Raw genomic sequence first — 19,470 nt, 5'->3', positions numbered from 1 at the left:
AGCCGGTCGCCTGGCGCAGCATCCCGGTGACGATCGCCTGACGATGGGCCTATGATTGCTCTGGCGTCGGTTACAGATGACGTATCGGTGGTTCAATCTCATCCTTTCGACGGGGGAAATATCATGGCGTACAAGATCGCGGTGGTCGTGGGAAGCCTGCGCAAGGATTCGTTCAACCGGCAGCTCGCCCACGCGCTGGAATCGCTCGCGCCGAGCGATTTCACTTTCGAGCATCTGGACATCGGCAGCTTGCCGCTCTATAGCCAGGAATACGACAGCGACTTCCCCGAAGCCGCGCGCACGCTCAAGCAGAAGATTTCGGAAGCCGACGGGCTGCTGTTCGTCACGCCCGAATACAACCGCTCGATTCCCGGCGTGCTGAAAAACGCGCTCGACTGGGGCTCGCGGCCGTGGGGGCAAAGCGCGTGGGGCGGCAAGCCGGGCGCCGTCATCGGCACGTCGGTCGGCGCCATTGGCACGGCGCTCGCGCAAGCGCATTTGCGCAGCGTGTGCGCGTACCTCGACGTCGCGCTGATGGGTCAGCCGGAGATGTACATCAAGCACGACGAAAACCGCATCGACGCGAACGGGAATATCGTCAGCGAAGACACGCGCAAGTTCTTGCAGACCTTCATGGACCGATACGTCGCGTGGGTGCGCGATTTCGCCGCCTGAGGCGTTCCGCAAACGACAACGGCCCGCGCGAGCGGGCCGTCGTCATTGAAGCGGGGATCGCCGGTTACGCGTGATGTTGCCCCGTCACGCGATCCCAGCCGTGGCGGATCGCCGCCTTGAAGCGGTCCCACGTATCGCCTTCGGGATGGCGGCTCTCCCAGTCCCGCCGCATTTCATACTCCATCTGGTCGTCCCACGCGCGGTTGCGGAAACGCTCGTCGTTGCCGAGCGTCGCGCCGTAGCGATACGCGCTTTCATAGTCCTCGTACGGCTCGCCGGTCGTCGCGTACTTCGTGGCGTAGTCGGCGCGGAAGTCTTCTTCGTACTCCATGTACTCGTTCGGCACCGTGCGCGGACCGAGCGGAACCGCGGCCTGCGACGCCGCCGACGTGCCGATCGGATCGCCCGCCGCGCCCATCGCGGGCATCGACTGCGATTGCACCTGATTCTGCATGTTCAATTGCTGCGGCTTGGCGGGCTCGTCCAGCGTGCTTAGCGGCTCGATCGTGTCGATGGAGCGCCAGTCCGTGTTCGGATCGACGTGCACGCCGGTCAGCGGATCGGTCTGCGTCTGCGCTTGCGCCTGTCCTTGCGGGGTGCTCGCCGGCTTCGTTTCGACCTGTTCGTATTGTGTCGTCGACGGCTCCGGCGTGCCGCGCTGCGGGCGCGTCGCCGGCATCAGCGGATCGTCGGCGGGGTCGGTCACGTAGTCGCGCGAGGTCAGCGTCGCGGGATCGGTGCGCGTGAAAGCTTCCGCGCCGGTCTCGCTGCCGATTCCGCCGCCCGCCGGCGTGCGCGGCTCGCCGATCGGATCGAGCAGCGGATCGCCGAGCGGACCGGCGAGCGGGTCGACGATCGGCGGCGCGACCGGATCGGCAACCGGCGCGTCCGAGCGCGGATAAGCGCGGGCGCGCGGCACATCCGCACGCGGCGGATTCACAGGATCGCGGCCCGGAACGCCGCTGCCGCGACCGAGGCCGAGTTCGTCGAGAATGGAGTGATCGCGGTCATCGGCGGTCGTGGGCGGCGTGGCGGTCGCGCCCTGCGAAAGCGTCGACCAGCTCGCCGCGCGTTCGTCGATGTCGATCGCGCCGCAGTCGGTCAACGTCGTGCGCGCGATATCGGCTTGCGCCTCGCTCGGCGTATCGACGGCGACGAGCACCGCGCCCCGGCGCACCGCTTCCGAATAATGCGCGACTTCGGGCGGCTGATCGCGTCCGCCGAAAAGCATGCTGAAGAACCGCTCGATGTTGGCGAGCACGCCGGGTTGCGCGTGCGTCTCGGCGTCGCTCAAGCTCGACGGCTGCGCGGCATCGTCCCGCTTCGGGTTCGCCTGGAGCTCGATATCGCCGCGCGCGAAGCCCGCGGTAACGAGCGCCGAGCGCGCATCCTCGGCCTGGGCGTAGGTATCGAATACTCCGATGACGGTGTGTCGCATGGTCGTCTCCTCTCGTTGAGCGGATTCCGCGGATCGGCAACGCCGGGTTGCCGCACATGCGTTTGCTCACGCAACAGTCGTGCCGGAGGCGGTTAGCGGTCGACGGAACGCACGGCGTGTTCCTCGCGAATGCCGCGCAGCAGCGTATCCAGCAGCGCGATGTCGAAGGGCTTGGCGAGCACACGCGCATCCACTTGGCGGGCGCGGTCGAGTTCTTCGGCATAGCCGGTGACGAGGATGACGGGAATGCGCGGCTCGAACCGCTGCATGCGTTCGGCGAGATCGATGCCGTTGAGCTGCCCCGGCATGTGGATGTCCGACAGCACGACATCGAACGGAAAGCCCGACACCGCCATGTTCTCCCGAGCCGCTTCGAGCAGCGTCATCGCGGTGTCGGCGTTGAAAACGTACGTCACGCGATGACCCATCATCGTGAGCAGCGCCTCCGTGCCGGCGGCGACTTCCTCGTTGTCTTCGACGAGCAGCACGCGCAGGCCGTCCGCCTCCTGCGGCGTCGAAGCGGCCTGCTCCGGTTCCGCGTGAGGCGCGTCCGTCGCCGCGGCCTGCGGCAGATAGAGACGCACCGAGGTGCCCGCGCCGATGGCGCTGTCGATGGTCGCGAGCCCGCCCGCGCGCTCGCAGAACGCGAAGACCTGCGGCAGACCGAGCCCGGTGCCCATGCCTTTCGGCTTCGTCGTGAAAAGCGGCTCGAACGCGCGGGCGAGCACGTCAGCGCTCATGCCGACGCCCGTGTCCTCCAGCGAAATCTGCACGAATTCGCCGATGAGCGGAAAGCCGTCCTCGTGGCGAAAGCGCACGTTGTCGGCGCGCACGGTGAACGTGCCGCCGTTCGGCATCGCGTCGCGCGCGTTCACGGCCACGTTGATGAGCGCGAGTTCCAGTTCGGCCGGATCGACGCGAATCGTCCACACGTCGGCCGCGACCTCCGAGTGCAGTGCGACCTTCGCGCCGAGCGACGCGCGCAGCAGTTCGCGCTCCGCCGTCACCCATTTGCCGATGGCGATGACCTCGCTGCGCAATGGCTGCTTGCGCGCGACGCCGAGCAACTGCCGCGTGAGCGACTGGCCGTTCTTCAACGCGCGCTCCATCGCCGTCAGTTCGCGATCGAGCCCGATGGGGCCGCGCCGCCGCGCGATCTGCACGTTCGTGGAGACGATCATCAGCAGGTTGTTGAAGTCGTGCGCGACGCTGCCGACGAGATTGCCGAGCGCCTCCATCTTGCGCGCCTGCCGGTACGCGGATTCGATCGAGCGACGCATCGACGCCTCGGCCTGCCAGCGTTCCCACGCTTCTTCCTCTTTGGCGAGCCGCCGCAATGACTGCCCGATCACGCCCCACAGCACGACGCACGGCGCGAGGATCGACAGCGCCAGCACGCTCAGATGGCGGTACCACTGCGTCCAGATGGTCTCGACGGGGAAGCCGCTCGATACATAGAGCGGATAATCGCCGACCCGGCGAAACGCGACGATCTTCAACTCGTTGTCGAGCCCCGAGACCATTTTCATGACGCCGTCGTGCGTGCCGGCGCGATACGCCTCGCGCAACGGCGAACTCGCGGCGAGCGCCATGCGGTCGGGCGGCCGCTCGGGATACCACGCGAGCACTTCGCCGTCGGCGCGGGTCAGACCGATCGACACAGTCGGGCTGTCGCCGAGCAGTTCGCGATAGAAGTCATTGAAGTACGACGGGCGCAGCGCGATCGACACCATGCCGGCAAACTGACCGTCGGGCGTCTTGCGTGCGACGGCCGTATTGAACACGCGCTCGCCGGCCACTTTGCCCAGCATCACGCGTGAAATCTGCGCGAGCCGGCTGTCGGCGCGCAGGCTGGCGAAGTCCTCGCGGGTGCCCACCGTGACATCGGGCGTCGGCCATGCGCGGCTCGTGGCGAGCAACCGGCCGTCCGGACCGAACACCGACGCCGCCGACACCTGCCGGTAGTGGCCGATCATCTGGCTCAGGCGCGCGTGGACGACGGCGTCTTCGCGGCGAATCGCGTCCGCGTCGAGGTCGTCGAGCAGATCGACGATGCGTTCGTTCAGCGTGACGTTCAGATCGAAGACTTTGAGCGCCTGCTCCTCCGCGATTCTCGCGTTGCGCGCGACGGCGTCGGACGCGCTCGCGACGCGCGCGCGGTAGTCGGAGATCGCGGTGATGGCGACGTACACGCACGGAAGCACGACGGCCGCGACGAGCAGCGCGTAGAGCGTCATGCGCTGCGCGGCGAAGTTGCGCTCGGGGACGACCGGAAAAGGCGGTTCTTCCTGCCGCGTTACGGCGGAAGGCTCGGCGTCGTGCTCCTCACGTTGCAGCGTCATTTTGGCAGCGAAGTGGAAAACTTTACTCGACCCTTGGCGCGATCAACCGTTCGATTAACGGCGCGCGGGGCGCGCGCGGGGTAATCGTCTGGAGCATGCAGGAAATGTGCCATTGGCGCAGACCGCAGCGCATTGACGCGCTGGTTTCGCACGCGCGTGCAGTGCGTAGTTAGCGAAAAAATCCGTAGCGCAAACGTACAGCGAAGCAGCAGACAATTCGCGCAGCCTCAGCCGGGAAAGGATTTTCTTGTGTCGACCGAAAGACGAGTATAACAATCCCCGAACCGCGCGCCGGCGAGTTGCTTTTGCGCGCATCGAAGCCGACAATGCATTCTTCCGATTAATCTGCCGCCAGAGCGGATGTCGGAGACAAATAGCTCGCTTTCGCGCGCCGCGCGAGCGGGCGACAGAACAAAAGGCCAAGGTCCGGCGCCGCTCGCCGCCCGGACGACGCACGGGGCAAGGCAACATGACGCCGAACCAGACGCTCGGGTGCGCGCTCGCCGCGTACCGTTTGATCGCGCCGCAAAGCCGCGCCGCTTGGGCGCTTTTGCATTCGCTTTCGCCCGCCATCGGCGGCTGGCGACGAACGCGCCGCCTGTCTCCCTAAAGAACTCCGCAGTCGCGCCGTAAACGCCTACGAGAGCATGCCGTGTAGGCCGTGCTTCCCGTCCGCCACGAACGCCCACCGATTCGACCGACCATGCCTTTGCCGATTGTCATTGCCGATGATTCCCTGCTCGCGCGCAAGGTGTTGACGCGCGCATTGCCCGCGGACTGGGACGTCGATATCTCCTACGCGACCAATGGACGCGAGGCGCTCGAGTTGTATCGCGCGGGCCGCGCATCCGTCATGTTTCTCGATCTGACGATGCCGGACATGACCGGCTATCAGGTTCTCGACGCGCTTCAGCACGAAGACCTGAACACGTTCGTGATCGTCGTTTCCGCCGACGTGCAACCGCTCGCGCAGGAACGCGTGCGCGCGCTCGGCGCCATTGCGTTCCTGCCGAAGCCCGTGACGCCCGAAGCGCTGCGTCCCGTTTTGAAGGAGTACGGTCTCCATGGTTGAACCCGCCCTCAACGAAGACCAGCGCGACGCGCTGCAGGAAGTCGCCAACATGGCGATGGGCCAGGCCGCCACGCGCCTGTCGAAGCTGCTCGGCACCTTCATCGAACTGTCGGTGCCGCGCGTGCGCGTGGTCAACGTGTCCGAAGCGTCCGCCGCGCTGCGCGAGATGACCGGCATCACCGACGCCGTAACCGCCGTGCGCCAGGGCTTTCGCTCGGACATCAAGGGCGAGGCGATCGTGCTGTGCAAGAGCGGCAGCGTCGATGACCTCTGCGCGCTCGTCGACGATCCCTATACCAAGTCCACCTACGAAGCGACCACGCGCACGGAACTCGTCTTTGACGTGGCGACGGTGCTGATCGGCGCGTGCGTGTCGTGCATTCTGGACCGGCTCGGCCGCGCGCCGATCTTCTCGCCGCCCGGCATGCTCGGCGCGGAACTCGCATTGGAAGAAGTCTTCCAGCCCGCGATGCTCGCGTGGAAGACCGCGCTCCTGCTCGAAGTCAACTTCGCGCTGGAGGATCACAGCTTTCGCGCGCATCTGGTGATGCTGATGGCGGAAGACGCCATTGCGCATCTGAACGAGGCGCTCGACGCGCTGCTTTCCAGCTTCTGACGCCGCGCCGATATGGAAGAACTGCGGCATGTGCTGAGCGAACTGGTGATCGAGCGCGTCGGCTTCGGCATTTTCGTGCTGGACCGCGATCTGAACGTGCTCATGTGGAACCGCTTCATGGCGGACCACAGCGGCAAGACGGCCGCGCAGGTGACGGGCAAGTCGATCTTCGCGAGCTTTCCGGAACTGCCGCGCGTGTGGCTCACGCGCAAGGTCGAGAGCGTGTTTCAGCTCGGCAGCTTCGCGTTCAGTTCCTGGGAGCAGCGGCCGTATCTCTTCAAGTTCGATCACGACCGGCCGATCACCGGCGGCGTCGACTTCATGCAGCAGGACTGCACGTTCATGCCGCTCACCCACGAGCGCGAAGTGCGCGCCGTCTGCGTGACCATTGCCGATGCCACCCACGCGAGCATGATGCAGCGCGCTCGCGACGAAGCCGTGGCCAAGCTGCAGGAATTCGCCGACCGCGACGGCCTGACCGGCATCGCGAACCGGCGTTATTTCGAGCTGCGCATTCGCGACGAATTCTCGCGCTGGCAACGCTACGGCGGCGATCTGTCGATGCTGCTGTTCGATCTGGACCACTTCAAGCGCATCAACGACGAACTCGGCCATCTGGTCGGCGACACGGTGCTGCGCGTGATGGCCGAGCGCGTTGCGGCGACCGTGCGCGTGCAGGACGTGTTCGGGCGCTTCGGCGGCGAGGAATTCGCGCTGCTTCTGCCGTGCACGAACTACGACGACGCGATGATCGTCGCGGAGAAAGTGCGCCATTCGATCTGCGAAACGCCTATCGACGTGCAGGGCGCGCGCGTGCCGGTGACGGCGAGCGTCGGCGTGGCGTGCGCGCGGCGCGAGGTGACGTCGTCTTACGAGGCGCTCATCAACGAAGCCGACGCCGCGCTGTACGTGGCGAAGCGCGAGGGGCGCAACCGTTCGGTCGGCTTCGCCTGATCGCGGCCACGCGCGCCGCCGCAAGGCGCAATCGGGCCGAATCATTGGTATACTCCTAGCCGCTTCCGGCGCAGTTCGCAGCCGGCGCGCGCCGGCCGTCTCCTTCGGTCATTCCCTCTTCAGCGCCACGTCGTTCCGCGCGCTCGACGGGATCGTCGGAACCGGCGCCCGATCTCTTAATTTGCCCTTGGGGGCGCCACAGCGGAGTCCGTCTTGGCCGTTTCCAATTTCATCGCCGACGAATCCACCACCGAGGCCGCGAAGGCATCGTCGGGCAGTTCGTTCTATCTCGCCATGCGCATCCTTCCGGCTGCGCAGCGGGACGCGATGTACCAGATCTACGCCTTTTGCCGCGCGGTGGACGATATCGCCGACGAAGGCGCGTTGCCGCGCCGCGAACGCGCGCTCGCGCTGGAAGGCTGGCGCGAGGACATCGACGCCTGCTATCGCGGCGCGCCGAAGCGCTCCCTCGAGGCGCTGACCCGCCATATCCACGCTTTCCATCTTTCCCGCGACGACTTTCACGCCGTGATCGACGGCATGGCGATGGACGCCGCCGGCGACATCGTTGCGCCCGACGAAGCCACGCTCGACCTGTATTGCGACCGCGTCGCGAGCGCGGTCGGGCGGCTGTCGGTGAGAATCTTCGGGATGCAGGAGGACGCGGGCCGGCGGCTCGCGCATCACCTCGGGCGCGCGCTGCAACTCACCAACATCCTGCGCGATATCGACGAAGATGCCGCCATCGGCCGCGTTTATCTGCCGCGCGAACTGCTCGCGCGCGAAGGCATCGCGACGAGCAACGCGGCGGCGATCGTCGGCGATGCGCGGCTCCCGCGCGTGTGCGCCGTGCTGGCCGAGCGCGCGAAGGGCCACTACGCGCAGTCCGACGCGATCATGGCGGCATCGCCGCGCCACGAAGTGCGCGCGCCGCGCATCATGTCGGCGGCGTATCGCGCCGTGCTCGAGGCGAACCTGAAACGCGGCTTCGACCTGCCGCGCCCGCGCGTGCGCACGCCGCGTGCGCGCCTGCTCTGGATCGTCGCGCGCAATCTTCTCTGATGTCCGGGACCGTACACGTCGTCGGGGCCGGGCTCGCCGGTCTCGCCGCCGCGGTGCAGGCGCAGCGGCGCGGAGCGCGCGTCGTGCTCCACGAATCGGCGTCTCGCGCAGGCGGCCGCAGCCGCTCGTACTTCGACGCGAAGCTCGGCATGACGGTCGATAACGGCTGTCATCTGCTGCTCTCGGGCGATCACGCCACGCTCGGCTTTCTGCGCGCGATCAGTTCCGCGGATGGCATCGGCGGCCCGACCCAGCCCGACTATCCTTTTTTCGATGCCGCGAGCGGGCAGGCGTGGACCATCCGCATGACGCCGGGACGCCTGCCGCGCTGGATCTTCGACGCCGAGGCGCGTCTGCCCGGCACGCAGCCCGCCGATTATCTGCCCATGCTGCCGCTCTTTTTCGGCAAGCCGGGGCGCACCGTCGAGGAGTCGATGCGCGCGCGCGGCCGCGTGTGGGAGCGGCTCGCGCGGCCGCTGTTGCGCACGCTGCTGAACGCCGACCCGGCGGAAGCGAGCGCGACGGTCGCGTCGCATCTGCTGCGCGAAACGCTGGCGGCGGGCGGCCAGGCGTGCCGGCCGCTCATCGCGAAGAACGGCGTGGCGCATGCGTTCGTCGAGCCCGCGCTGCGGCTTTTGCAGTACGGCGGCGCGGACATCCGGCTCGGCGCGCGGGCGACGAACATCGGTTTTTCGGGCACGGATTCGAAGGAACGGGTAAGCTCGCTCGCTTTCGAGGGCGCGGGCGAGTCTGTCGCGCTCGGACCGGGCGATGGCGTCGTGCTCGCGGTGCCGCCCGACGCGGCGCGCGCGCTGGTGCCGGAAATCGTCGCGCCGGACGAATTCCGCGCGATCGTCACCGTGCACTTCGCGGTGGATGCGCCGATCGGTTCGATCGGTTCGATCGGCTCGGAGCGGCTGACGTTCTTCGTGAACGGCGCGGCGGACTGGCTCTGCGCAGGCGATGGCCGGCTCACGGCGACCATCGTCAGCGCGGATCGGCTGCTATCGACGCCGCACGAGGACATCGCGGCGGCTGCCTGGCGCGACGTGGCGAAAGCCGTGCGCCTGCCGCCCGTGCCGATGCCGCCGTGGCAGGTCATTGCGGAAGAACGCGCGACCTTCGCGGCGGTGCCCTCGCAGGAAGGCTTGCGGGCCGCGACGCGCACGCGCTGGCCCAATCTCACGCTCGCGGGCGACTGGACGGCAACGGACCTCCCCGCGACGATCGAAGGCGCGATCCGCTCCGGCCAGAAGGCCGCGGATGCGCTGTTGAACCCATCGATGGAACGCTGATGAACGATTTATCCCTGTCGGCCGTGGGCGCGCCGGCGTCGAATGCCGCGCTGGACCACGCCGTCACCCACGCCACCGACGCGCTGCTCGCGGCGCAGTTTCCCGAAGGCTATTGGCTCTACGAACTGGAAGCCGACGCAACGATTCCGGCTGAATACGTGCTGCTCGTGCATTACCTCGGCGAGACGGCTGACGACAAGCTGGAAGCGAAGATCGGCCGCTATCTGCGCCGCATTCAGCGCGCAGACGGCGGCTGGCCGCTTTTCACGGACGGCGCGATGGACGTCTCCGCGACCGTGAAGGCGTACTTCGCGCTGAAGATGATCGGCGATTCGCCCGATGCGGAGCACATGCAGCGCGCGCGCCGCGCCATTCTCGCGGCGGGCGGCGCGGAAAAGGTCAACGTCTTCACGCGCATTCTGCTGGCGCTCTTCGGCGTGGTCTCGTGGCGCGCGGTGCCGATGATGCCCGTCGAAATCATGCGGCTGCCGATGTGGTTTCCGTTCCACCTGTCGAAGGTGTCGTACTGGGCGCGCACGGTGATCGTGCCGCTGCTCGTGCTGAACGCGAAGCGGCCGGTGGCGCGCAATCCGCGCGGCGTGCGCATCGACGAGGTGTTCACCGACGCGCCCGTGAACACCGGCATGCCGGAGCGCGCGGGGCATCAAAGCCGCGGCTGGTTCACTTTTTTCCGCATGGTCGATACGGTGCTGCGCGCAACCGATAGCGCATTCCCGAAAGCCGGCCGCGAGCGCGCGATCGCGGAGGCGGTGCGCTTCGTCGACGAGCGGCTGAACGGCGAAGACGGCCTCGGCGCCATCTTCCCGGCCATGGCCAACGCCGTGATGATGTACGACGTGCTCGGCTATCCGCCCGAGCATCCGAACCGCGCGATCGCGCGTAAGTCGGTCGACAAGCTGCTCGTCATCGACGAAGCGGACGATGGCGAGGCGTACTGTCAGCCGTGTCTGTCGCCCGTTTGGGACACGTCGCTCGCGGCGCACGCGTTGCTCGAAACCGGCATGCCGAAGGCGCGCGCCGCCGTCGCGCGCGGCCTCGAATGGCTGCGTCCGTTGCAGATTCTCGACGTGCGCGGCGACTGGATTTCGCGCCGTCCGAACGTGCGGCCGGGCGGCTGGGCGTTCCAGTTCGCGAACCCGCACTATCCGGATGTCGACGACACCGCCGTCGTCGCGATGGCGATGGAGCGCGCCGGCCGCGAGAACGGCACGCCCATGTTCGACGAGGCGATTTCCCGCGCGCGCGAATGGGTCGTCGGCATGCAGAGCAGCGACGGCGGCTGGGGCGCGTTCGAACCGGAAAACACGCAGTATTACCTGAACAACATCCCGTTCTCGGACCACGGCGCGCTGCTCGATCCGCCGACCGTCGACGTCTCCGCGCGCTGTCTTTCGATGCTCGCGCAACTCGGCGAAACGCCCGCGAACAGCGAGCCGGCGCGCCGCGCGTTCGACTACATCGTGAAGAATCAGGAGCGCGACGGAAGCTGGTACGGGCGTTGGGGCATGAACTACGTGTACGGCACGTGGTCGGCGCTGTGCGCGCTGAACGCGGCGGGCGTCGCGCCAACGGATTCGCGCATGAAGCGCGGCGCGGAATGGCTCATCGGCATTCAGAATGCGGACGGCGGCTGGGGCGAGGACGGCGAGAGCTACAAGCTCGACTATCGGGGCTACGAACAGGCGCCGAGCACCGCGTCGCAGACGGCGTGGGCGCTGCTCGGCCTGATGGCGGCCGGGCTCGTCGAACATCCGGCGGTCGCGCGGGGCATCGAGTATCTGATCCGGACGCAGCAGGCGCACGGCCTCTGGGACGAAACGCGCTTCACCGCGACGGGTTTTCCGCGCGTGTTCTATCTGCGCTATCACGGCTATCGCAAGTTCTTCCCGTTGTGGGCGCTCGCGCGATACCGCAACCTGACGCGCGAAGGCGAAACGCGCGTGACGGCGGGCATGTGAACGCGCGCGACGCACGCACGGCCGCGCTTTCGCCTGCCTCGGGCGCTGCCGCGAACGCGCCGGTCGTCGCGGTGACAGGCATGGCGTTCGAGGCGAAGATCGCGCGCGGGCGCGGCGTCGATGCCGTGTTCGCCGCGCGCGCCGACTGGCTCGAACGCGCGTTGTCCGATGCCGTGGCGCGGGGCTGCGCGGGCATTATCAGCTTCGGCACGGCGGGCGGGCTCGCGCCGGATCTGGAGCCGGGAACGCTGATCGTCGCAGAGAGCGTGTCGGGCCCGTTCGGCACCTTGCCGACCGATGCCGCGTGGTCCGAGCGCATCGTCGAGGCTTTCGGCGGCTCGCCGCTCGCTCGCATCACGCGCTGCGGCCCGATGGCTGCCGTCGCCGCACCCGTCACGAGCGAGTCCGACAAGCGGTCGCTGCATTCGTCGACGGGCGCGCTCGCGGTCGACATGGAGTCGCATATCGCGGGCGCCATCGCGACGGCGCGCGGCTTGCCGTTCGCGGTGTGTCGCGCGGTCGTCGATCCGGCGTGGCGCACGCTCCCGCCCGCCGCGACAGCTGGCTTGCGCGATGACGGCACCACCGCTATCGGTCCGATCCTGCGTGAACTCGCGCGCCAGCCGTCGCAAATCGGCGCGCTTCTGCGGCTCGCAGGCGATGCGCGCGCCGCCCGCGCGACGCTCGTCCACGCCCGTCATGCGATGGAGAAGGCGCGGGCGCTTTCCTTCGACTAGTCTCGTTCGCGCGGTCTTGCTTTCTGCGGGTTAACCCTCAGCTTGGTTATAATCAGGGAAAACCCTAGGCTGGCTGCGTGAAGTACGCGGTCATCGCAGGAACGTAAGAGGAAGCGCACCATGAATTTTCACACTCGCAAATGGGTCAAGCCCGAAGACCTCAACCCTAACGGCACGTTGTTCGGCGGCAGCCTGCTGCGCTGGATCGACGAAGAAGCCGCCATCTACGCCATCTCGCAACTGGGCAACCAGCGCGTCGTGACCAAGTTCATGTCCGAGATCAACTTCGTCAGCTCGGCGCGGCAGGGCGACATCATCGAGCTGGGCATCGCCGCGACGCATTTCGGACGCACGTCGATCACGCTGCGCGCCGAAGTGCGCAACAAGATCACGCGCAAGAGCATTCTGACCGTCGAGAAGATGGTGTTCGTCAACCTGAACGGACAGGGCGAACCGGCGCCGCACGGCCGCACGCAGATTCGCTATGCGGACGAGTTGTTCGAAGCGTACCGGCGCGACCAACGCGCGGTGGAAGCGCCGAAAGCATCGACCGATGACATCGGCCGCGAAGAAACCGCCGAAGCGGCGCATTGAGACGAAAACGGGCGCATGAGCGCCCGTTTCTCTTTGCAGCACTGCCGGCTGCGGCTTATTTGCTTTCCGCCGGATCCTGATACTGAGGCAGGCCCTGCGATTTGCTGGAACTCGGCGACGGCGCGGTGTTCGACTCGCCCGCGCCCGGCGCCGGCGATTTCGGCCCCACGCCGCCCGCAGGCGATGCCGCCGCGCCCGGATCGACGTAATTCGGCAGTCCTTGCTCCTGGCTGCTGCTGCCCGGCGCGCTTGCTCCTTCGGGCGCGCTCGCGCCTTCGTCGCCGTAATCGGGCAGCGACGCCGACGAGCCGCCGGTCAGCAAATACTGGCGGCGCTGCGTGTAGGCGTCGCGCACGAACGCGTATTTGTCGAGCGCGGCTTGCGAGAGCAGATCGGTCGCGCCGAGCAGGTCCGCGCGCGCGCTCACGAAGTTCACGCCATACAGCGGCCAGCGAATCTCCGAGTCCGCATAGCTCACCGGATTCACCCGCCAGTCGACGAGCCATGTCGTCGAATCGCGCACCGAGCTCGGGCCGAGCAGCGGCAGCACGACGTACGGCCCCGACGGCACGCCGTAATGGCCGAGCGTCAGGCCGAAGTCCTGATGATGCTTCGGCAAGCCCGCAGGCGATGCAATGTCGATCAGCCCGCCGATGCCGAACACCGAATTCATCGCGATGCGCATCAAATCCTGCGTGGCGTCCGTGATCTTCAGTTGCAGCAGGTTGTTCGCGAAGTTGCTGAAATCGCCCAGATTCGAGAAGAAGTTGCTGACCGCCGTGCGGAACGGACTCGGCGTCCAGTTCACGTAGAACTGCGCGACGGGACGCGCCACGTAGTTATCGACCGTGTCGTTGAACTTGAAGATGGTCCGGTTCATCGGTTCGAGCGGATCGTGCGGATTGCGGTCCGGACCCGTCGCGCACCCAGCCATCAAAAGCGCGCCCGCGACGGCGAAACTCGTCGCCAGCTTGCGAAGCGCGGCAGCGGCAGGCGCCGCTGGAGCCATTCTCATTCTTCAATTCCTCTTAGATTGTCATGCCGCTGGCTCGCGCGCAGCCTCGCGCGGTCCGCCGCGCGCACCTTGCGCGGTTTGCCCATCAGCACGGGCTGAAACACGACGGCGCCGATCAGCGTGCACAGAAGCGACAGCGCCAGAAGCCGCCCCATGCTCGACGTGCCCGGATGATGCGAGAACCAGAGACTGCCGAAAGCCGTCGCGGTGGTGGCCGCGCTGAACATCACGGCGTGCGTGAGGCTCGACTGGAGAAGGCGCGTCTGTCCTTGCCGCCACGCCATCACGAAATAGATCTTGAACGCGACACCGACACCCAGCATCAGCGGCAACGCGATGATATTCGCGAAGTTGAGCGGCATGCGGAAGACGACGCACAACTCCAGCGTCACGATCGCCGAAACGAGCAACGGTACCAAAGTTCGCAAAACGTCGCCGAAACGACGCAGCGCGAGCCACAGCAGCACCGTGATGGCGATGAGCGAATACAGCGCGGCATGCTCGAACGCGGTGATGATGACCTCGGCCGAATGGCGCACGGAAATCGGTCCGCCGATGGCGTTCGGCTCGACGCGCTGCACGGCATCGGCGAAATGCGCGAGCAGCGTGTCGTCGTTCGGATCGACGCCCGGCGGCGCTTTCGGCGACACGTTCACGAGCGCCTGACCGCCCGGCGTCACCCACGACTCGACCATCGCGGGCGGCAGCGTCGCGCGGGTGATCTCCGTCGGCTGCAGAAGCGCGCGAAGCTGCGCGAGCGCGAGGCGCAGCGGCTCGGCCATCGCGTGCTCGGCGCGGTCGCGCGTGGCGGCGTCGGCTTGCGCGAGCTTCGCGAGCGTCGCCGACAGATGCTTCGCTTCGGGCGCCCCTTGGCCGGGATGCTCGTCGGCGGCGAGCGAAAGCTGGTTCGACACGCGCTTGAGCGTCGCGACCCGCACCGCGTCCGTCACCGGCGACGCCACGGGCTGATTCAGCGCGGGCAGCAGTTGATCGGCGGCGGCCTGGATCAGCTTGAGCTTCGCCGGCTGATCGGCGGGAATGAGCGACGACAGCGTGGTCGCGCGTTCCACTTCGGGCAGCTTGTCGAGCTTCGCCGCGATGCGGTCCGCGTCCGCGAGCGACGGCGCGAGCACGGCGACGTCATTCACCGCGGCTTCGGGCGAGTCCTTGAGCGAGATGAGCGTCGCCATCGACTCGGTGTGCGGGTCTTTCAGATGCAGCGGATTGAAGTCGAAGCGCAAGTGCGTGAGCAGCGGCAGCGCGCCGATCACGACGACGAGCGTGCCGATCAGCACCGGCTTGCGATTCCGGTCGAGGAATTCGTCGACGGGCGCGAGCATCGGGAAACCGGGCGCTTTCGCCTCGCCCGGCGGCGCGAACACCTTGATAAGCGCGGGCAAGAGCGTCATGTTGGTCACGTACGCGACGAACATGCCGACGCCCGCGATCAGCCCCAACTCCGACACGCCTCGATAGGCGGTCGGCAAGAACGAGAAGAAGCTCGCGGCGGTGGCCGTCGCGGCGAGCGTGAGCGGCACGGCGACGTGCCGGGCGGTTTCCGCGAGCGAGACGTCGAGCCGCTTGTGCCGATGTCGCTCCTCGCGATACTTCACGCCGAACTGAATGCCGAAGTCCACGCCGAGCCCGACGAACAGCACCATGAACGCCACCGAGATCATGTTGAGCGCGTGGACCATCATGAGGCCGAGCGCCGCCGTCACCGAGAGCCCGACGAAGAGCGTGATGAACACCGCGAGGATCATGCGCTTCGAGCGCAGCGCGACCCAGAGAATCATCAGCACGACGAGGAAAGTGAGCGCGCCGTTGAGCGCCGCGCCGTCCTGCACGGAGGCGAATTCCTCGTCGGCGAGCGGTTGCGCGCCGGTCAGATGCAGCGTCGCGCCGTACTTCTTGTCGAGGCCGAGCTTCGCGGCCACCGCGCGGATTTCGTTGGATGTGCCGGCGGCCGCTTTCAGCGCACTGAAATTGAGTTGCGGCAACACGGTGATAAAGGCGCGGCCGGGCCCGTCGCCGCCCGGACTGGCGACATCGCGCCATGAGAATGCGCCGGGCTTGTTCGCGAGCACGCGGTCCAGCACCGTGGCGCTGCGGCCGAGCAGATTGGCCATTTGGCCGAGATTGACCTGACCGAGCATCAACGGCACATTGAGTGTCGTGTTCAGCGTCTGCGCGAGGCCCGTGAGCGTGGGGTCGTGCGCCAGCGTGTTGATGAGCGGGCGCGCCTGAACCAGCTGCTTCGTGACCTGATCGACCTTGTCGGTCGGCAAATAGAGCAGGCCGTTGTGCGCGAAAAATTCGCCGCCTTCCGGCTGCGAGATCGACTTGAAGCGGTCCGGCTCTTTGGCGAGCGCGGCGGCGAGTTCGTTCGCGGCGGCATCGGCGAATTCGACGGCGGGCGCTTCGACGACGATCAGCAGCGTGGCGCCGCGCTGCGGAAAGGCTTTCTCGATGGCGTCGCCGCGTGCCGCCCATTCCGGCTCGTTTTCGATCAGCTGGCTGACGTCGGTGCTGATCTTGAAGTGGTGAACGACATAAATCGTGGAGAGGATGCCGAGCAGAATCGAAGCGGCGATAATCCACGCCGGCCGGCGAATGGCGAGCGTGACGAAGCGGGTAATGTTGGACGTCAGCATGAAGACGCTACCTGGTGTGACCTGTTATTTTCGCGGACCGCATATTGCGAGCCGCGTAGTGACGCTGCCGCGTTCGCGCGCCGGCTTTCGCTTCGGCGGCCGAACCGCGAGTCCAACGACGGCGGTTGATGCCGCGCAAGTATACCGGTGGAGACGGCGCGGTCGAGCGGCAGTGAACTGTCGGCCCGCTGGTCTGTCGATATACTGGCTCGACGGCCTGACGAGTCCGCGCCGAACAATTGGATCATTAGAGAACGGTTGCCATGAAACGCTATCTGTCTGTCTGCTTCGCTTTTCTCCTCGCCACGCTGTCGTTTTCCGGCGCGGCGGTCGCCCAAACGAGCCCGGAGGCCGTCGTCAAAAGTGCAGTCGAAGGCACCGTCAACGCGATGAAGGCCGACCCGCAAGCGCGCGGCGGCGACATGGCGAAGATCACGCAACTCGTGCAAGCGCGCTTCTTGCCCGCTACCGACTTTCAGCGCACCACGCGCATTGCATTGGGCAAGGCGTGGGCCAGCGCCACGCCCGAGCAGCAAAAGCAGCTTTACGACCAGTTCCAGACGCTGCTCGTGCATACGTATGCGGCTTCGCTCGCGCAACTGCGGGACCAGGACGTGACGTTCCGCTTCGACCCGCCGAACGTCGACGCGAGCGCGAAAGACGCGGTGGTTGAATCGCACGTCGTCTCGACGGGCGGCGACAACCCGGTGCGCTATCGCCTCGGCAAGACGGCGCAGGGCTGGAAAATCTACGACATCGACATGATGGGTGCGTGGCTCATCCAGGTCTATCAGCAGCAGTTCGCCGGTCAGCTTCAGAAGGGCGGCGTGGACGGGCTGATCAAATATCTGGCCGAGCATAACGCGCGTTCGGCCGGCTGACCTAGCTGCGCCGGTTTTCCACGGCGAACTTGATGAGTTCCGCCTGTCCGTCGATGGCGAGCTTGCGCTTCAGATTCAGCCGGTGCGTTTCCACCGTGCGCACCGACAAGCCATGCTGCGTTGCAATCTGCTTGCTCGACAAGCCTTGCGCGAGCGCGTCGAGAATGTCGCGCTCGCGCGGCGTCAGGCGTTCCAGCGGCGTTTGCATGGCCTGCGCCTGAATCATGCGGGCCGCGAGCCCCGCGCTGAAGAAGGTCTTGCCGGCGAGCACGGCGTCGATCGCCTGAATGATCTCGGCAGCGGGCGAATCCTTGAGCACGTAGCCGCTCGCGCCCGCGCGGACGGCTTGCGTCACGTACTCAATGTTGTCGTGCATTGAAAGCATCAGCACGCGGATAGCCGGGAATCGTTCGTGGAACCGCGCGGCCAGTTCGATGCCGCTCATGCCCGCCATGCCGACGTCCATCAGCACGAGGTCGGGGCGGGTGGCTTCGTCGGCGGCGAGCGCGAGTGCGTCGTGGCCGTTGCCCGCTTCGCCGGTGACAGACAGACGCGGGACGGCTTCGAGCCGCGCGCGTAGGCCGTCGCGCACGAGCGGATGATCGTCGACAAGCAATAGGCGGGCGGGTTCAGGCGTCATCGGAAAGTCCTTGCAGGTTCGGGGCGGCGAGCGGCAACGGCACGTGTGCCGTGATCGACGTGCGGCCCAGTTGCGACTGGATGGAAAGCGTGCCGCCGAGCGTGTCCAGCCGCTCGCGCATGTTGCGCAGGCCGAGGCCGCTGGCCGGATCGGCCAGCGCGGATTGCGCATCGAAACCGCGGCCGTTGTCGCTGACGACGAGCCGCACGCCGTTCGGCGCGATATCGAGCGCGAGCGTCGCCCGGCTCGCGTGCGCGTGCCGCGCGATGTTGTTCAGCGCTTCCTGCGCGATGCGAAACAGCACCGTATTCACCGGATCGGGCAAAGCGGACGGTTTGCCGTCCGCCGTCCGTTCGAAGCGCACTTCGATGCCGTCCTGCCCGTCCATCTCGCGGGCAAGCTGCTCCAGCGCGGCCGCGAGGCCGAGGTCGTCGAGCATCGTGGGGCGCAGTGCGTGCGAGATGCGGCGCACTTCGCGCAAGGTCGCGGCGAGACGCCCGAGACCGGTGGCCAGCGCAGCCTCGGCGGCGGCTTCGCGCGAGGGCGACCGTTCGAAGCGCGCGAGCGCCGATTCCAGCAGCAGCTTGACCGACACCAGCATCTGGCTGATGCCGTCGTGCAGTTCGCGCGAGAGCCGCGCCCGTTCGTGCTCCTGAGACTCCACCACCTGCCGCGCGAGGCGCTTGAGCTTGGCATCCGCGCTGCGATGCTCGCTGATATTGAGCACCGCGCCGCACAACGCGATCACGCCGAGCGCCGCCAGCGCGATTCCGCCGATCCACATCACCGTTCTGTCGATGTTCGCGGCGGCCTGGCCGTCGATGCGCGTGAGCGCCGTCTCCACGTCCTCCAGATAGATGCCGGTGCCGATCATCCAGCCCCAGCGTTCGAGCGGCACCACGTAGCCGAGCTTCGGCGCGAGTTGGCCGGTGGACGGCCGCTGCCACACATAGCGCACGTAGCCGCCGCCCTTCGACGCTTCCCGGATTAACTGCTGAATGGTGAGTTCGCCCGCGGGATCGCGCATGGTCCACAAGTCTCGTCCGACGAGATCCGGCTGGCGCGGATGCATCAGCGACTTGCCGCGCATCGTGTAGACGAAAAAGTAGCCGTCGGGCCCGAAGTCCAGACGATGCAGCGTATCCAGCGCAAGCTGGCGGCGTTCGTCGTCGCTGCGCGGATCGCCGGGCGGCGTGTCGTAATACGGCGCGATGGCGCTCTGCGCCAGTTCGACATAATGCCGCAACTCGACTTCCTTGCTGGACATGTACGCCGTTTGCAGCGTCGCGTGCTGGGCGCGGGCGAGCGAGGTCGCCTGATGGCGCACGCCATATTCGATACCGCCGATGGCGAGCGCGAACGGCACGATCGCCAGCAAAACAATCTTGGCTTTCAGGTTCATAACGCTGGAACGTTCGATGCTCTACGTAGTTTTGCGTAGCGAGCGTACGTAGTTGTCCGGTTGTGAGGTCCGGGACGAAGGCGAATACTACACGCCCGAGGCGCTCCACGGCGC

The 19,470-nt window shown here is 66.9% G+C and carries 16 protein-coding genes; 10 read left to right on the top strand and 6 right to left on the bottom strand.

The features are described 5' to 3' along the window. Positions 1-123 precede the first annotated feature (123 nt). Positions 124-675, top strand: coding sequence for an NADPH-dependent FMN reductase (locus tag NCR34_RS13615; RefSeq protein ID WP_250500079.1), 552 nt, complete (start codon positions 124-126; stop codon positions 673-675). Positions 676-739: 64 nt separating this feature from the next. Here the strand turns inward: NCR34_RS13615 and NCR34_RS13610 are convergent, their stop codons facing one another. Beyond that, positions 740-2,113 (bottom strand): hypothetical protein, encoded by a 1,374-nt coding sequence (locus NCR34_RS13610; protein ID WP_250500078.1) that lies wholly within the window; start codon positions 2,111-2,113, stop codon positions 740-742. A gap of 92 nt (positions 2,114-2,205) precedes the next feature. Continuing rightward, a complete protein-coding gene (locus tag NCR34_RS13605) occupies positions 2,206-4,455 on the bottom strand; it encodes a hybrid sensor histidine kinase/response regulator family protein (RefSeq protein ID WP_250500077.1) in 2,250 nt (749 codons plus the stop codon). Between the two features lie 703 nt (positions 4,456-5,158). Here NCR34_RS13605 and NCR34_RS13600 point away from each other — a divergent pair. From NCR34_RS13600 to NCR34_RS13565, 8 genes are all read left to right on the top strand, one after another. Continuing rightward, positions 5,159-5,527, top strand: coding sequence for a response regulator (locus NCR34_RS13600; protein ID WP_175940775.1), 369 nt, complete (start codon positions 5,159-5,161; stop codon positions 5,525-5,527). Then, entirely contained in the window at positions 5,520-6,143 is a 624-nt protein-coding gene (locus tag NCR34_RS13595; protein ID WP_175940774.1) for a chemotaxis protein CheC, read from the top strand. The genes NCR34_RS13600 and NCR34_RS13595 overlap by 8 nt, the downstream gene beginning before the upstream one ends. Positions 6,144-6,155: 12 nt before the next feature. Then, the gene (locus tag NCR34_RS13590; protein ID WP_250500076.1) at positions 6,156-7,097 is read left to right on the top strand and encodes a GGDEF domain-containing protein; all 942 of its coding nucleotides are present in this window, start codon (positions 6,156-6,158) and stop codon (positions 7,095-7,097) included. A 213-nt stretch (positions 7,098-7,310) separates the two neighbouring features. After that, positions 7,311-8,159: a presqualene diphosphate synthase HpnD gene (gene hpnD, locus NCR34_RS13585; RefSeq protein ID WP_250500075.1), complete on the top strand. Its 849-nt coding sequence runs from the start codon at positions 7,311-7,313 to the stop codon at positions 8,157-8,159. Next, positions 8,159-9,454 (top strand): hydroxysqualene dehydroxylase HpnE, encoded by a 1,296-nt coding sequence (hpnE, locus tag NCR34_RS13580; RefSeq protein WP_250500074.1) that lies wholly within the window; start codon positions 8,159-8,161, stop codon positions 9,452-9,454. The genes hpnD and hpnE overlap by 1 nt, the downstream gene beginning before the upstream one ends. Next, positions 9,454-11,433 carry a squalene--hopene cyclase gene (gene shc, locus NCR34_RS13575; RefSeq protein WP_250500073.1) on the top strand — a complete coding sequence of 660 codons (1,980 nt, stop codon included), beginning with the start codon at positions 9,454-9,456 and terminating at the stop codon, positions 11,431-11,433. The genes hpnE and shc overlap by 1 nt, the downstream gene beginning before the upstream one ends. A gap of 80 nt (positions 11,434-11,513) precedes the next feature. Continuing rightward, the gene (locus tag NCR34_RS13570; RefSeq protein WP_250500164.1) at positions 11,514-12,170 is read left to right on the top strand and encodes a phosphorylase; all 657 of its coding nucleotides are present in this window, start codon (positions 11,514-11,516) and stop codon (positions 12,168-12,170) included. A gap of 120 nt (positions 12,171-12,290) precedes the next feature. After that, positions 12,291-12,764 carry an acyl-CoA thioesterase gene (locus tag NCR34_RS13565; RefSeq protein ID WP_250500072.1) on the top strand — a complete coding sequence of 158 codons (474 nt, stop codon included), beginning with the start codon at positions 12,291-12,293 and terminating at the stop codon, positions 12,762-12,764. A 55-nt stretch (positions 12,765-12,819) separates the two neighbouring features. On the opposite strand, the gene NCR34_RS13560 is transcribed toward NCR34_RS13565, so the two are convergent. Together NCR34_RS13560 and hpnN are read right to left on the bottom strand one after the other, a co-directional pair. Beyond that, positions 12,820-13,779 (bottom strand): MlaA family lipoprotein, encoded by a 960-nt coding sequence (locus tag NCR34_RS13560; RefSeq protein WP_502800074.1) that lies wholly within the window; start codon positions 13,777-13,779, stop codon positions 12,820-12,822. Further along, positions 13,776-16,433, bottom strand: a complete 2,658-nt coding sequence (gene hpnN / locus NCR34_RS13555; protein WP_250500071.1) for a hopanoid transporter HpnN — start codon at positions 16,431-16,433, stop codon at positions 13,776-13,778. The genes NCR34_RS13560 and hpnN overlap by 4 nt, the downstream gene beginning before the upstream one ends. A 263-nt stretch (positions 16,434-16,696) precedes the next feature. On the opposite strand from hpnN, the gene NCR34_RS13550 reads away from it, so the two are divergent. After that, the gene (locus NCR34_RS13550; protein WP_244849638.1) at positions 16,697-17,314 is read left to right on the top strand and encodes an MlaC/ttg2D family ABC transporter substrate-binding protein; all 618 of its coding nucleotides are present in this window, start codon (positions 16,697-16,699) and stop codon (positions 17,312-17,314) included. 1 nt (position 17,315) lies between these two features. Here the strand turns inward: NCR34_RS13550 and NCR34_RS13545 are convergent, their stop codons facing one another. Both NCR34_RS13545 and NCR34_RS13540 read right to left on the bottom strand, forming a co-directional pair. Further along, complete coding sequence (locus NCR34_RS13545) at positions 17,316-17,954, bottom strand: response regulator (protein WP_250500070.1); 639 nt, start codon at positions 17,952-17,954, stop codon at positions 17,316-17,318. After that, positions 17,944-19,356: a cache domain-containing protein gene (locus NCR34_RS13540; RefSeq protein WP_250500069.1), complete on the bottom strand. Its 1,413-nt coding sequence runs from the start codon at positions 19,354-19,356 to the stop codon at positions 17,944-17,946. The genes NCR34_RS13545 and NCR34_RS13540 overlap by 11 nt, the downstream gene beginning before the upstream one ends. Positions 19,357-19,470: the final 114 nt, after the last annotated feature.

Source organism: Caballeronia sp. GAWG1-5s-s, assembly GCF_023631445.1.
GTDB lineage: Bacteria > Pseudomonadota > Gammaproteobacteria > Burkholderiales > Burkholderiaceae > Caballeronia.
The sequence above is the reverse complement of the archived record's forward strand: the minus strand, read 5'-3'. Positions and strand labels throughout refer to the sequence as shown.